12 protein-coding genes are annotated in these 13,739 nt (G+C 73.3%); 11 read left to right on the forward strand and 1 reads right to left on the reverse strand.

Annotated features, from left to right (window positions below):
- Positions 1-139: 139 nt before the first annotated feature.
- Positions 140-2,701 carry a [protein-PII] uridylyltransferase gene (locus tag CD790_RS05095; RefSeq protein WP_399216954.1) on the forward strand — a complete coding sequence of 854 codons (2,562 nt, stop codon included), beginning with the start codon at positions 140-142 and terminating at the stop codon, positions 2,699-2,701.
- Positions 2,702-2,905: 204 nt separating this feature from the next.
- On the forward strand, positions 2,906-4,462 hold the full coding sequence (gene ffh, locus CD790_RS05100) for a signal recognition particle protein (protein ID WP_144381719.1): 1,557 nt from the start codon (positions 2,906-2,908) through the stop codon (positions 4,460-4,462).
- 165 nt (positions 4,463-4,627) lie between these two features.
- Here ffh and CD790_RS05105 read toward each other — a convergent pair whose 3' ends face one another.
- Entirely contained in the window at positions 4,628-5,413 is a 786-nt protein-coding gene (locus CD790_RS05105) for an SAM-dependent methyltransferase (RefSeq protein ID WP_144381926.1), read from the reverse strand.
- A gap of 584 nt (positions 5,414-5,997) precedes the next feature.
- On the opposite strand from CD790_RS05105, the gene proS reads away from it, so the two are divergent.
- From proS to lepB (CD790_RS05150), 9 genes are all read left to right on the forward strand, one after another.
- A complete protein-coding gene (gene proS, locus CD790_RS05110; protein WP_144381720.1) occupies positions 5,998-7,413 on the forward strand; it encodes a proline--tRNA ligase in 1,416 nt (471 codons plus the stop codon).
- Positions 7,414-7,658: 245 nt separating this feature from the next.
- Complete coding sequence (locus CD790_RS05115; protein ID WP_144381721.1) at positions 7,659-8,246, forward strand: hypothetical protein; 588 nt, start codon at positions 7,659-7,661, stop codon at positions 8,244-8,246.
- Positions 8,247-8,502: 256 nt separating this feature from the next.
- On the forward strand, positions 8,503-8,949 hold the full coding sequence (gene rpsP, locus CD790_RS05120) for a 30S ribosomal protein S16 (RefSeq protein ID WP_144381722.1): 447 nt from the start codon (positions 8,503-8,505) through the stop codon (positions 8,947-8,949).
- Positions 8,950-8,954: 5 nt separating this feature from the next.
- A complete protein-coding gene (locus CD790_RS05125; protein ID WP_005311361.1) occupies positions 8,955-9,194 on the forward strand; it encodes an RNA-binding protein in 240 nt (79 codons plus the stop codon).
- A gap of 204 nt (positions 9,195-9,398) precedes the next feature.
- The gene (gene rimM / locus CD790_RS05130) at positions 9,399-9,944 is read left to right on the forward strand and encodes a ribosome maturation factor RimM (protein WP_144381723.1); all 546 of its coding nucleotides are present in this window, start codon (positions 9,399-9,401) and stop codon (positions 9,942-9,944) included.
- Positions 9,944-10,810, forward strand: coding sequence for a tRNA (guanosine(37)-N1)-methyltransferase TrmD (trmD, locus tag CD790_RS05135; protein WP_144381724.1), 867 nt, complete (start codon positions 9,944-9,946; stop codon positions 10,808-10,810). Before rimM ends, trmD begins: the two co-directional genes overlap by 1 nt.
- Positions 10,811-10,966: 156 nt before the next feature.
- Complete coding sequence (rplS, locus tag CD790_RS05140) at positions 10,967-11,317, forward strand: 50S ribosomal protein L19 (RefSeq protein ID WP_144381725.1); 351 nt, start codon at positions 10,967-10,969, stop codon at positions 11,315-11,317.
- Between the two features lie 303 nt (positions 11,318-11,620).
- On the forward strand, positions 11,621-12,505 hold the full coding sequence (gene lepB, locus CD790_RS05145; protein ID WP_222108218.1) for a signal peptidase I: 885 nt from the start codon (positions 11,621-11,623) through the stop codon (positions 12,503-12,505).
- Positions 12,498-13,631, forward strand: a complete 1,134-nt coding sequence (gene lepB, locus CD790_RS05150) for a signal peptidase I (RefSeq protein ID WP_144381726.1) — start codon at positions 12,498-12,500, stop codon at positions 13,629-13,631. Before lepB (CD790_RS05145) ends, lepB (CD790_RS05150) begins: the two co-directional genes overlap by 8 nt.
- Positions 13,632-13,739: the final 108 nt, after the last annotated feature.

Consider the following 13,739-nt stretch of genomic DNA (forward strand, 5'->3'; position numbering starts at 1 on the left):
CCGCCCTCCGGCGCCTGCCGGGGCGGTCCGGTGGGCCCGGACGTGCCGAGCCGTTCGGCTCGGCGCTCGCCGGAGGGCGGTGCGAAAGCCGGCGGGCCCGACCCTCCGGCGTACAGCTGACGTCACGAAGGAGCCCGAGTTGACGGAGAGCGTCACCATGACCGACACCAGCGGCCCGGGGCCCGGCGGCTACGCGGCGGCCCGGCTGCGGCTTCTCCAGGAGGAGCCGCGCACGGGCGCCCCGCGCCGGGCGGCGCTGGCCCGGCTGACCGACGCCTGGCTGGCCGCGCTGCTGGGGGACGCGCCCGGCGTGGCGCTGGTCGCCGTGGGCGGCTACGGGCGCGGGGAGCTGTCCCCGCGCAGCGACCTCGATGTGCTGCTGCTGCACGAGGACAGGGCGGACCCGGCCGCCGTCGCGGCGCTCGCCGACCGCGTCTGGTATCCGGTGTGGGACATGGGCCTGGACCTCGACCACTCGGTGCGCACCCCGGCCCAGGCCCGCAGAACCGCGGCCGAGGACCTCAAGGCCCACCTGGGGCTGCTGGACGCCCGGCACATCGCGGGCGACCCCGCGCTCACCGCCGCGCTGCGCACCACGCTCCTCGCCGACTGGCGTGCCCGGGCCCCCAAGCGACTGCCCGAGCTGCGGGAGATGTGCCAGGAGCGCGCCCGCCGCCACGGCGAGCTCCCCTTCCTGCTCGAACCCGATCTCAAGGAGGCGCGTGGCGGGCTGCGCGACGCCACCGCCCTGCGCGCCATCGCCGCCTCCTGGCTCGCCGACGCCCCGCGCGAGGGGCTGGAGGAGGCGCGCGGGCGGCTTCTGGACACGCGCGACGCGCTGCATCTGGCCACCGGGCGGGCCACCGACCGGCTCGCGCTCCAGGAGCAGGACCAGGTGGCCGCCGGTCTGGGGTTGGCGGACGCCGACGCGCTGCTGCGGCAGGTCTACGAGGCGGCGCGTACGGTCGCCTACGCCGCCGACGTCACCTGGCGCGAGGTCGGTCGGGTGCTGCGCGCGCGGTCGGCCCGGCCGCGGCTGCGCGGACTGCTGGCCGGGCGCGGCGGGCGGGTGCCGGGCGGTGACGCGGCCGGCGGCCGCCGCCCGCTGGCCGAGGGCGTCGTCGAGCAGGACGGCGAGGTGGTGCTGGCCCGCAGCGCGCGCCCCGAGCGGGACCCGGTGCTCCCGCTGCGCGCCGCGGCGGCCGCGGCCCAGGCCGGGCTGCCGCTGTCGCCGCACGCGGTCCGTCGGTTGGCCGCGGTCGCCGCCGAGCACCCGCTGCCGGTGCCGTGGCCCGCCGAGGCCCGCGACCAGCTGGTGACCCTGCTGGGGGCGGGCGACTCGACGGTGCCGGTGTGGGAGGCGTTGGAGGCCGAGGGCCTGATCTCCGCGCTGCTGCCGCAGTGGGAACGGGTCCGCTTCCGGCCGCAGCGCAACCCCGTGCACCGCTGGACCGTGGACCGGCACCTGGTGGAGACGGCGGTGCGGGCCACCGCGTTCACCCGCCGGGTGGACCGCCCGGACCTGCTGCTGGTCGGGGCGCTGCTGCACGACATCGGCAAGGGCTGGCCGGGCGACCACTCGGAGGCCGGCGAGGCCGTCGTCCGGGAGATCGCCGCCAGGGTCGGCTTCGACGCCGCCGACACGGCCGTCCTGGCCGCTCTCGCCCGCCACCACCTGCTTCTGGTCGAGACCGCCACCCGGCGCGACCTGGACGACCCGGCGACCGTACGGACGGTCGCCGAGGCCGTCGGTGGCCGCTCCACGCTGGAGCTGCTGCACGCGCTGACCGAGGCCGACGCGCTCGCCACCGGGCCCGCCGCCTGGAGCGCCTGGCGCGGCTCCCTCGTCGCCGACCTGGTCGGCCGGGTCTCCGCGCGGCTCGACGGCGAGCCGCAGCCGGCCCGTGCGCCCGCGCCGCGGACCACCGCCCAGCAGGAACGGCTCGCCGTCGAGGCATGGCGCACCGGCGGCCCGGTGCTGGCCCTGCGCGCCTGCCCGGACGGGGCGACGGCGGCCGCCGGCACCGCGGAGCCCGCGCGCCAACCGACGGACGTCGGGTCGACCGGAACCGAGCCGACCGGAACCGAGCCCATAGGGGTGGAGCTCCTGATCGCCGTGCCGGACCAGCCCGGGGTGCTCCCGGCGGCCGCCGGGGTGCTGGCCCTGCACCGGCTGACGGTCCGCGCGGCGGACCTGCGCTCCGTGGAGCTGCCGGCCGAGCTGACGGCCCCGGACGCGGCCTCCCCCGGGGCCGCACCCGGCTACGCGCTGGTGCTGAGCTGGCGGGTCGCCGCCGAGTACGGCTCGCTGCCGGAGCCCGTACGGCTGCGCAAGGACCTGTTGCGGGCGCTCGACGGCTCGCTCGACATCGCCGCCCGGCTCGCCGAGCGGGAGGCCGCGTACGCGCGGTACCCGCGCCGCCGCGGGCCGCAGGCCCCGCCGCCGCGGGTCACCGTCGCCCCCGACGGCTCCCAGCACGCCACGGTGATCGAGGTGCGGGCCCAGGACGCCCCCGGTCTGCTGCATCGCATCGGCCGGGCCCTGGAGGGCGCCGGGGCGCGGGTCCGCAGCGCGCACGTGAGCACGCTGGGATCCAACGCGGTGGACGCGTTCTACGTGACGGGGCCGGGCGGGGCGCCGCTGCCGGACGCGGAGGCGGCGGAGCTGGCCCGGAAGATCGAGCGGGCCCTCGCCGACTAGCGCACCCTCGCCGACCAGGGGCCCTGGGCGCGGGTCCCGGTTCGACGGGCACCGGCGGAGCGGGGCGGAGCCGCCGCACGCGCCCCGGCCGCGGATTCCGCCGCCGCTGTCGGCGGCACGGGGGCAGACCGTTCCCGCAGCGTGCGGATACCCTTGGAGGCCGACCACCGACCCGACATCCGACCAGAAGGATTCGCGACCACCGTGTTCGATACCCTTTCCGACCGCCTCGCAGCTACGTTCAAGAACCTCCGGGGCAAGGGCCGCCTCTCCGAGGCGGACATCGACGCCACGGCGCGTGAGATCCGCATCGCCCTACTGGAAGCGGATGTCGCGCTCCCCGTCGTCCGGGCCTTCATCAAGCAGGTCAAGGAGCGGGCCCTCGGCGCCGAGGTCTCCCAGGCGCTGAACCCGGCGCAGCAGGTCATCAAGATCGTCAACGACGAGCTGATCAAGATCCTGGGCGGTGAGACCCGGCGCCTCCGCTTCGCCAAGCAGTCGCCGACCGTCATCATGCTCGCCGGTCTGCAGGGTGCCGGTAAGACCACCCTCGCCGGAAAGCTGGCCTGGTGGCTCAAGGGGCAGGGGCACAGCCCGCTGCTGGTCGCCTGTGACCTCCAGCGGCCGAACGCCGTCAACCAGCTGAGCGTCGTCGCCGAGCGCGCCGGCGTCGCGGTGTACGCGCCGGAGCCGGGCAACGGCGTGGGCGACCCGGTCCAGGTGGCCAAGGACTCGATCGGCCACGCGAAGTCCAAGGTCCACGACATCGTCATCGTCGACACCGCCGGCCGCCTCGGCATCGACGCCGAGATGATGCAGCAGGCCGCGGACATCCGCGACGCGGTCCAGCCCGACGAGGTCCTCTTCGTCGTCGACGCCATGATCGGTCAGGACGCGGTCAACACCGCAGAGGCGTTCCGCGACGGCGTCGGCTTCGACGGCGTGGTGCTCTCCAAGCTCGACGGCGACGCCCGCGGTGGTGCCGCGCTCTCCATCGCGCACATCACCGGCAAGCAGATCATGTTCGCCTCCAACGGCGAGAAGGTGGACGACTTCGACGCGTTCCACCCGGACCGCATGGCGTCCCGCATCCTCGGCATGGGCGACATGCTCTCGCTCATCGAGAAGGCCGAGCAGACCTTCAGCCAGCAAGAGGCCGAGAAGATGGCGGCCAAGCTGGCGAAGGGCCCCAAGGAGTTCACGCTCGACGACTTCCTGGCCCAGATGGAGCAGGTCCGGAAGATGGGCTCCATCTCCAAGCTGCTCGGCATGCTGCCCGGCATGGGGCAGATCAAGGAGCAGATCAACAACCTCGACGAGCGGGACGTGGACCGCACCGCCGCGATCATCAAGTCGATGACGCCGGGCGAGCGCCAGGACCCGACCATCATCAACGGCTCCCGGCGCGCCCGTATCGCCCGCGGTTCCGGCGTCGACGTGAGCGCGGTGAAGAACCTCGTCGAGCGCTTCTTCGAGGCGCGCAAGATGATGTCGCGGATGGCCCAGGGCGGCGGCATGCCGGGGCTGCCGGGCGTGCCGGGCATGGGCGGCGGCCCGGGCCGGCAGAAGAAGAAGCAGAAGCAGGCCAAGGGGCGCCAGCGCAGCGGCAACCCGATGAAGCGGAAGGCCGAGGAGGCCGCCGCCGCGCAGCGCAGGGCGGAGGGCGAGGACGGCGGCGCGTTCGGGCTGCCGGGCGCCGGCCAGAGCGCGGCGGACTTCGAACTGCCGGCAGAGTTCAAGGACATGCTGGGCGGCAAGTAACGGGCCTCGGGGCGGGCGTACGAAACGCACCGCCCCGTGAACCCCGTAGCGTTTCCGCTCCGCGGATCGCCGGGCGACTCCGCGCGGACGAGCGCTCGGGACAACCGGGCGCCGCAAGGGAAACCGCATGCGCGCTCGACGCGTTACGGCGACGTGCGCGTCTCTTCAGACCCGCGTGATGAGGTAGCGGAAGACGTTGGGCATCCACACCGTGCCGTCATGGCGCTGGTGTGGATGCACCGCCTCCGCGATCTCCTTGGCCACCTGGGCGAGGTCGGTCGCCCGCTCCGCCGGGTCGAAGAGCCCGGTGGACAACAGGCCGCGGACCGCGCTGTCCGGGTCGGCGTAGCCGAAGGGGCAGGCCACCCGGCCGGAGCCGTCCGGGCGCAGGCCCGCGCGGTCGGCGATGCGCTCCAGGTCGTCGCGGCCGCAGGGGCGCCACCGCGCGGCGGCGCACATCGGGTCCGCCAGCCGCGCGGCCACCCGCAGCACCGCGGAGGTCGCGCACCGCTCGGGCGGTCCCCAGCCGGCCAGGACGACGGCGCCGCCGCGCTCGGTGCGGGCGGCGGCCGACCGCACCTCCTCGACCAGCGCCCCGGTCGCGTCGCCGCCCAGCGGCGGCGGCACCTCGAAGGCGGTCACCACCGAGAAGCGCGGGCCGTCGGGCTCCGGGGCGGGCAGCGCGCGGGACGTCCGCGGGGTGCGCCCGCCGTGCTCCGACGCGCCGTCGGGCTCTCGCGCCCCCGACTCCCGCACCTCGCCGGTGCGCCGCGCCAGCCGTTCCCCGGCCAGCGCCCGCCGCTCCGGGTCGGCCTCGACCCCGTACACCGCGGCACCTCGGGCGGCGGCCATCAGCAGGGACAGGCCGGCGCCGCAGCGCAGGGCCAGCAGACGCGTTTCGGCACCCACCGAGAGCCGGTCGTAGACCGCCTCGTAGAGCGGGGCCAGCATCCTCTCCTGGATCTCGGCCCAGTCGACGGCGCGTCCGCGGGCGTCCGCGGCGGGCCGCAGGGTGCCCGAGCCGGCGCCGGTGGGGCGGCCGACGAGGGAGCCGGCGTCGGCCGGGCGGTCCGCCGGGCCACCCCCGCCGGTCGCCTCGGCCGTGCCGATCGTCGTCGCGTCGGTGGAGTCGTACGGGTGCGGGTTCCGGTGGTGCGGCTGTGCGAGCGTCGGTGTCCTCGGTGTCATCGAAAGCGCCTCAATCCGCCGTGAGCGTGCCGTGTCGAGGTCCGCCCCCCAGGTAAGTGCCCGTGAAGTGTGCGCGTGGTGCTGCCCGTGACGTGTGGCCCCCCGGCCGTGCCGGAACCGCCGCCCGGTTCAGCTCGCGGCGGTCCCTCATGCCAGCCAACAGCGCTTCCGCGCGCGCGTCCAGAGTTGCGACGGCCGTGCTTGCATGCCCCCCACGTGCGCCTCGGTACGCCCCGATGCGCCCCCGTGCGCGCGTCGCGCCGCCACGCCCCGCGCGGAGGTCGCGCGGCCGTCGCCGCCGCGGCCCGATTCACGATTCCGCGCGCCAGCGCCGTACGATCTGCGGCATGGCAAAGGCTCCCGTACTCACCCCCCAGGCGGAAGATTTCCCGCGCTGGTACCAGGATCTGATCAACAAGGCCGAGCTGGCCGACAACGGCCCCGTGCGCGGCACCATGGTCATCCGACCGTACGGGTACGGGCTCTGGGAGCGGATGCAGCAGGAGATGGACGCCCGCATCAAGGCCGTGGGCGCCTCCAACGCGTACTTCCCCCTGTTCATCCCGCAGTCGTACCTGACGAAGGAAGCCGAGCACGTCGAGGGCTTCGCCCCCGAGCTGGCGGTCGTCACGCACGGCGGCGGCAAGGAGCTGGAAGAGCCGGTCGTGGTCCGGCCCACCTCCGAGACGATCATCAACGAGTACTTCTCGAAGTGGGTGCAGAGCTACCGCGACCTGCCCCTGCTGATCAACCAGTGGGCGAACGTGGTGCGCTGGGAGATGCGCCCCCGCGTCTTCCTGCGCACCAGCGAGTTCCTCTGGCAGGAGGGCCACACCGCGCACGCCTCCTACGAGGACGCCCGCGACTACGCCGCCCGCATCCACCGTGACGTCTACTACGACTTCATGGTCAACGTGCTGGGCATCGACGTGGTGCTGGGCCGCAAGACCCCCAAGGAGCGCTTCGCCGGCGCGATCAACACCCTCACCCTCGAGGGCATGATGGGCGACGGCAAGGCGCTGCAGCTGGGCACCAGCCACGAGCTCGGCCAGAACTTCGCGAAGGCGTTCAACACCTCCTACCTGTCCAAGGACGGCAAGCAGGAGCTGGTCTGGCAGACCTCCTGGGGCGTGTCGACCCGCATGGTCGGCGGTCTGATCATGTCGCACGGCGACGACAACGGGCTGCGCGTGCCGCCGCGCCTGGCGCCGGTGCAGGCCGTCGTGCTGGCGATCAAGGGCGATGACGCGGTGATCGCCAAGGTCCGCGAGCTGGGCGACCGGCTGCGCGCGGCGGGCGTGCGGGTGCAGGTCGACGACCGCACCGACACCCCGTTCGGCCGGCGCGCCGTCGACTGGGAGCTCAAGGGCGTCCCGGTCCGCATCGAGGTCGGCCCCCGCGACCTGGAGAACGGCACCGCGATGGTGGCCCGCCGGATCCCGGGCGGTAAGGAGCCGGTGCGGATCGAGGCGCTGACCGACCTGCTGCCGAAGATCCTGGAAGAGGACCAGGCGCTGCTGCTGCGCCAGTCGCGCGAGCGCCGCGAGGCCCGCACCAAGGACGTGCGCACCGTGGCGGAGGCCGCCGAGGTGGCGGCCGCCGGCGGCTGGGCTCGTATCCCGTGGGCCGACCTGGGCCCCGAGGGCGAGGCGGTGCTGGCCGGCGAGGCGGTGTCGGTGCGCTGCCTGGTGGCCGAGGACGGGTCGGTGCCGGACGCCGATGACGCACCCGGTAACGTCGCCATCGTCGCGCGCGCTTACTGATCGGGGTCGCTCGGTCACGGACACGTGGGCCGACGACGTGGTGTTGTCCCGGCGCGTGGGCATTGCCTACGCGCCGGGGCGTACGCGCGGGTACGTACCGCCTTGGTGGGAGCTGCGCGGGCTCGTCCACACATTGGCGCACCCGCCCTCGTCGGGTCGCATCAGCGTGAACTGACTGGTACGTGCAAATTATTTGGGATGGCCCGGAATCGGAACACCAGGCGGTCCCGACTCGTTGTCACGACGTGAGCACGACACCACCTGTTCTCGCCGCGGAGCTGGCGCAGGCGTGGGCCGACATTCAACGGCACCACCCCGAGCTGCCGGATCTCGCCGCGCCCGAATCGTTGATCGGAGAGTCGTCGTCCGCCTGCGGAGCCGAGCTCTCCTTCGAGAGGCTGCTGCACGAGGCAGTCCACGGCATCGCCGCCGCCCGCGGCATCCGGGACACCTCGCGCGCCGGCCGCTATCACAATCGCCGTTTTCTGGCGATCGCCGAGGAGTTGGGGCTTGAGCACGGTGAGGAGCCACACCCCAGTAGCGGCTTCTCCCTGGTCAGCCTCAGCCCCGAGGCGAGAAAGCGGTATCGGCCGACGATCGACCGGTTGCAGCGCGCGCTCAAGGCGCACACCGTCGCCACCGCCGCCGACACCGCCCGGACCTTCCGGGGTCCGGCCGCGCGGCACGGCTCCTCCGGTGGAGGGGTCCGGGTGAAGGCGGTCTGCGACTGCGGGCGCAACGTCCGGGTCGTCCCCTCGGTCCTGGCGCAGGCGCCGATCATGTGCGGAGGGTGTGGCCAGCCGTTCCGGATCCCCGAGGCCGCCGCCGCCTGAGTGGTCGGACTCCGCGTCCCGCCGGTCCGGCCATGGGCGCCATGCCGGTCATCGGGGCGGGGGTCCGGGCGACCGCGGCGGCGCGACCAGCGTGCGGTGTCGCCGCCGCGGTGTGGCACAATGGTCAGCTGTACTCGACAGTCGCATAGGACCCCTCTCTCCTCCGGCTGACGCGTCCATCGGGCACTCGGGTACCGCAACCCCACGTGGCATCTCGTTGTGCCCCACCACGTCAAGACCAGGAGACACCACTCCCGTGGCAGTCAAGATCAAGCTGAAGCGTCTGGGCAAGATCCGTTCGCCTCACTACCGCATCGTCGTCGCCGACTCCCGCACCCGCCGTGACGGCCGGGCCATCGAGGAGATCGGTCTGTACCACCCGACGTACAACCCGTCGCGCATCGAGGTGAACTCGGAGCGCGCCCAGTACTGGCTGTCCGTCGGCGCCCAGCCGACCGAGCCGGTTCTGGCCATCCTGAAGCTCACCGGCGACTGGCAGAAGCACAAGGGCCTGCCGGCCCCGGAGAAGCCGCTGCTGGCCCCGGCGACCAAGGAAGACAAGCGCGCCTCCTTCGACGCCTTCGCCAAGGCGCTCGAGGGCGACGAGGCCAAGGGTGAGGCCATCACCCCGAAGGCCAAGAAGGCTGACAAGAAGGCGGACGAGGCTGCCGAGGCCGAGTCCACCGAGTCGACCGAAGCCTGAGCAGCATGCTTGAGGAAGCCCTTGAGCATCTGGTGAAGGGCATTGTCGACAACCCCGACGACGTGCAGGTCGCCTCGCGCAACCTGCGCCGTGGGCGCGTGCTGGAGGTCCGGGTGCACCCCGACGACCTCGGCAAGGTGATCGGCCGTAACGGCCGCACCGCGCGCGCTCTGCGGACCGTCGTGGGCGCGATCGGCGGCCGGGGCATCCGGGTCGACCTCGTCGACGTGGACCAGGTCCGCTGAGCAGCGGCAAGGAGTACCGGCACGGGCCGGGGGCGGCAGTTGCCGTTCCCGGCCCGTGTGCGTGATACGGGCGACAGGCCCGGGCCCGCGCCGACGGTGCGGTGACAGGCCCGTTCGGGGGGCGCGGCGCGGGTGACAGGCCCGGCCGGCGCGAGACGGCGCGGGCGAAGGGACGTGAGCTGAGTGCAGAAGGACTTGAGCTAAGTGCAGTTGGTAGTCGCGCGGATCGGCCGCGCCCACGGCATCAAGGGCGAGGTCACGGTGGAGGTGCGGACGGACGAGCCGGAGCAGCGGCTCGCGCCGGGCGCCCGGCTGGCCACCGAGCCCGCCTCGGTGGGCCCGCTGACCATCGAGACCGGCCGGGTGCACAGCGGACGGCTGCTGCTGCGCTTCGCCGGGGTCGCGGACCGTACGGCCGCGGAGGCGCTGCGGAACGTGCTGCTGATCGCGGATGTCGACCCCGAGGAGACCCCGGAGGACCCCGAGGAGTTCTACGACCACCAGCTGGTCGACCTCGACGTGGTCACCGTGGACGGCACCGAGGTCGGCCGGATCTCCGAGATCTCGCACCTGCCGTACCAGGACCTGCTGGTCGTGGAGCGCCCCGACGGCAGCGAGGTCCTGGTGCCCTTCGTCTCCGAGATCGTGCCGGAGATCGACCTGGAGGCGCAGCGGGCGGTCATCGACCCGCCGCCGGGACTCCTGGACGAGGCCCAGGCCGAGATCGCCTCCAACCGGGACGAGTCCTGATGCGGCTCGACGTCGTCACGATCTTCCCCGAGTACCTGGAGCCGCTGAACGTCTCGCTGGTCGGCAAGGCGCGCGCCCGCGGCCAGCTCGATGTGCGCGTGCACGATCTGCGCGCCTGGACGCACGACCGGCACCACACGGTCGACGACACGCCGTACGGCGGTGGCCCCGGCATGGTGATGAAGCCCGAGCCGTGGGGCGAGGCGCTGGACGAGATCATCGCGTCGGGCGCGGACGCGGGTTCCGTCGGCGGCGAGCGGGAGGACTCCGCCGGCGGTGGCGCGGCGACCGGGAAGCCGGTGCTGGTCGTGCCGACGCCCAGCGGCGTCCCGTTCACCCAGACGCTGGCCGTCGAGCTCTCCGAGCGCCCGTGGCTGATCTTCGCGCCCGCCCGTTACGAGGGCATCGACCGCCGCGTCATCGAGGCGTACGGCGAGAGCCTCGATGTCTACGAGGTCTCCATCGGCGACTACGTCCTGGCCGGCGGCGAGGCGGCGGTCCTGGTGATCACCGAGGCGGTGGCACGACTGCTGCCCGGTGTACTGGGCAACGCCGAGTCCCACCGCGACGACTCCTTCGCGCCCGGCGCCATGGCGGACCTGCTGGAAGGTCCCGTCTACACCAAGCCGCCGGAGTGGCGCGGCCGCGGCATCCCCGAGGTGCTGGTCAGCGGGCACCACGGCAAGATCGCCCGCTGGCGGCGGGACGAGGCGTTCCGCCGCACCAGCCGCAACCGTCCCGATCTGATCGAGCGCTGCGATCCGGCGGCGCTGGACAAGCACGACCGCAGGCTGCTGGCCGAGCTGGGCTGGGAGCAGCTGCCGGACGGTCGATTTGGGCGCCCGGGCGAGTCCGTGGAACAATAGGCAGCTGCTGTGCGTCCGGCGCGCGCCCCTGCCACAGGGGGACACGACGCCGCCGGGCACAGAGCCGCGAACGGCCCTTCGGCCCGGGGCGCGGCAACCGACAACTCCCAACGTACCGCTGATGACCTGTGGCATCAGCGAGGAAAGCAGACGATCATGTCTCACGTGCTCGACACCGTCGACTCCGCGTCGCTGCGCAGCGACATCCCGGGCTTCCGTCCCGGTGACACGGTCAACGTCCACGTCCGCGTCATCGAGGGCAACCGCTCCCGTGTGCAGCAGTTCAAGGGCGTCGTGATCCGCCGCCAGGGCTCGGGCGTGCGCGAGACCTTCACCGTCCGCAAGGTCAGCTTCAGCGTCGGCGTCGAGCGCACCTTCCCGGTGCACACCCCGATCGTCGAGAAGATCGAGGTCGTGACCCGCGGTGACGTGCGTCGCGCCAAGCTGTACTACCTGCGTGAGCTGCGCGGCAAGGCCGCGAAGATCAAGGAGAAGCGCGAGAACTGAGCAGGCGCCGGGGGTCCGGCGGGCCCGGCCGGATAGGCTCTGGGCCCGATGGACACCGAGACCGGCACCGAGGCACAGCTCGCGAAGCGCTCAGAGCGCGACCGCTCTTCCGCACCCGACGAGGGGATGGAGGAGGGGTCGCGCTCTTCGCGTTCGCGGGTTCTCTCGGACCAGCGGGAGGTCTCGGAGACGGGGACTGACTCGGGCTCGGGAGACGGCCGGGACGCTGCGGGGACTGACTCCGGCTCGGGGGACGGCCGGGACGCGGGGACCGCTTCCCGCTCGGGGGAGGGCCGGGACGCTGTGGCCGCAGCCGAGTCGCGGGACGGCGGTCGACATGCGGGGGATGTCCCAGAGTCGGGGGACGCCCGCGACTCGGCGGATGCCTCCGACCCGGCGGATGCCTCCGACCCGGGCGAGCCGTCGCAGGACGGCTCCCGGTGGCGGAGCTGGCGGACGTACGTCCTGATCACAGCGGTCTGCTGCACCGTGGTGCTGCTGCTGAGCAGCTTTGTCGTGCAGCCCTTCCTGATCCCCAGCGGCTCGATGGAGAACACCTTCCGGCCCGGAGACCGTGTCATGGTCAACAAGCTGGCGTACCGTTTCGGGGATGAGCCGCGTCGCGGCGATGTGGTGGTCTTCGACGGCGCGGGCTCCTTCGCGCCGGAGGGGCCCCAGGAGAATCCGGTGACCGGGCTCCTGCGCAAGGTCGGGGCGGCCGTCGGACTGGCCGAGCCGGCCGAGACCGACTACATCAAGCGCGTGATCGGCGTCGGCGGTGACCGCGTCACCTGCTGCGACAGACGGGGGAGGATCAGCGTGAACGGGGAATCCGTGGACGAGGAGGGTTACCTGTATCCGGGGGACGCCCCCTCTCAGGTGCGTTTCGACATCGTGGTGCCGCGCGGGCGGCTGTGGGTCATGGGCGACCACCGCTCGGACTCCCGCGACTCCCGCGACCGCCTCGGTGCGCCGGGCGGCGGCGGTGTCCCGCTCGACAAGGTGATCGGCAGGGTCGACTGGATCGGCTGGCCGATCGGCCGCTGGACGTCGGTGGACCGGCCCCGGGCGTTCGATCGGGTGCCGGAGCCCAGCGGGGCGCACGGGGGCGCCCATGGCGGTGCGAGCGGTGGTGACGCGCCGAGCGAGCGGGCGGGCGCCGGAGCGCCGGGAGGCGCGCATGGGTAGCCGTGGGCGCCCCCGCTACGGCAGCCGCCGGGCGTCGGGCCCCGCGCGGGGCGCCGTTCCGGACACGAGCACGGGCCTGGATACAGGCACGGATACGGGCGCGGGCGAGGAGATGCGCCCGCCGGGGCGTGCGCCGAGGCGTGCGCCGGTCGGTCGCGCGGAGCGGCGGAAGACCCTGCGCCGCATCAAGCGTCGGCGGCGCCGCTCGGCCGTCAAGGAGATACCGATCCTGGTCGGCGTGGCGCTGCTGATCGCGCTGGTGCTCAAGACCTTCCTGGTGCAGGCGTTCGTGATCCCGTCCGGCTCGATGGAGCAGACGATCCGGATCGGCGACCGCGTGCTGGTGGACAAGCTGACCCCGTGGTTCGGCGCCAAGCCGGAGCGCGGGGACGTGGTGGTCTTCAAGGACCCGGGCGACTGGCTGAAGGACGAGCGCAAGCCCCCCAAGGAGGATCCGGTCGTCATCAAGCAGGGCAAGCAGTTCCTGACCTTCATCGGGCTGCTGCCCTCCGACGACGAGCAGGACCTCATCAAGCGCGTCATCGGCGTCGGTGGCGACACGGTGGAGTGCTGCGACAAGGACGGTCGGGTCACCGTCAACGGAACCCCGCTGAACGAGTCCTATCTGCATCCCGGCAACCGGCCCTCGGAGGTGAAGTTCAAGGTCACCGTGCCCAAGGGACGGCTTTTCGTGATGGGTGACCACCGCGAGGACTCCGCGGACTCGCGCTACCACCTCGACGAGGAGGGGCAGGGCACGATCTCGGAGGACCTGGTGGTCGGCCGGGCCATGGTCATCGCGTGGCCGTTCGGACACTGGCGGCGACTGGAGGAGCCCGAAACATACGCCTCCGTGCGGGACGCGCCGACGGCGACGACACGGGCGGACGGCGGCTCGGAGCATAGGCTTGCCCCCATGGACCAGCACGGAATGGTCCAGCTCCCGACCCCTGCGGAACTCCCGCTCGTTATGGGAGTGGTGGGCCTGCGCCGTTCGTGGCACAGGCGGCAGTGCGGCAAGAGGAGTGGATGTGGGGGATTTGGCGGTCGGCGCACGATCCGGTCACGAGGAGCCCGAGCGGCAGCCCGGGCCGCCGGAGGGCGCGCCCGTCGAGGAGACGGCTGAACGGGCCGGGGTGCCGGGGGCCGTACCTCCGGGCGCCGCGGCTCCGGTAGGCGGCGCTCCGGGGACCGTGCCACCCTCACCCGAGCGTTCCCCGCGGCACGAGAACGA

The sequence above is a fragment of the Streptomyces sp. SAJ15 genome, assembly GCF_007595705.1.
In the GTDB taxonomy this organism is placed as follows: Bacteria; Actinomycetota; Actinomycetes; order Streptomycetales; family Streptomycetaceae; genus Streptomyces.

Excerpts from the sequence above, each read along its gene's own strand:
- CD790_RS05105 (WP_144381926.1), bottom strand. The coding sequence starts at position 5,413 with ATGCTGGCCCCGCTCTACGAGGCGGTCTACGACCGGCTCTCGGTGGGT.
- proS (WP_144381720.1), top strand. The coding sequence starts at position 5,998 with ATGGCAAAGGCTCCCGTACTCACCCCCCAGGCGGAAGATTTCCCGCGC.
- CD790_RS05125 (WP_005311361.1), top strand. The coding sequence starts at position 8,955 with ATGCTTGAGGAAGCCCTTGAGCATCTGGTGAAGGGCATTGTCGACAAC.
- trmD (WP_144381724.1), top strand. The coding sequence starts at position 9,944 with ATGCGGCTCGACGTCGTCACGATCTTCCCCGAGTACCTGGAGCCGCTG.
- rplS (WP_144381725.1), top strand. The coding sequence starts at position 10,967 with ATGTCTCACGTGCTCGACACCGTCGACTCCGCGTCGCTGCGCAGCGAC.
- lepB (WP_144381726.1), top strand. The coding sequence starts at position 12,498 with ATGGGTAGCCGTGGGCGCCCCCGCTACGGCAGCCGCCGGGCGTCGGGC.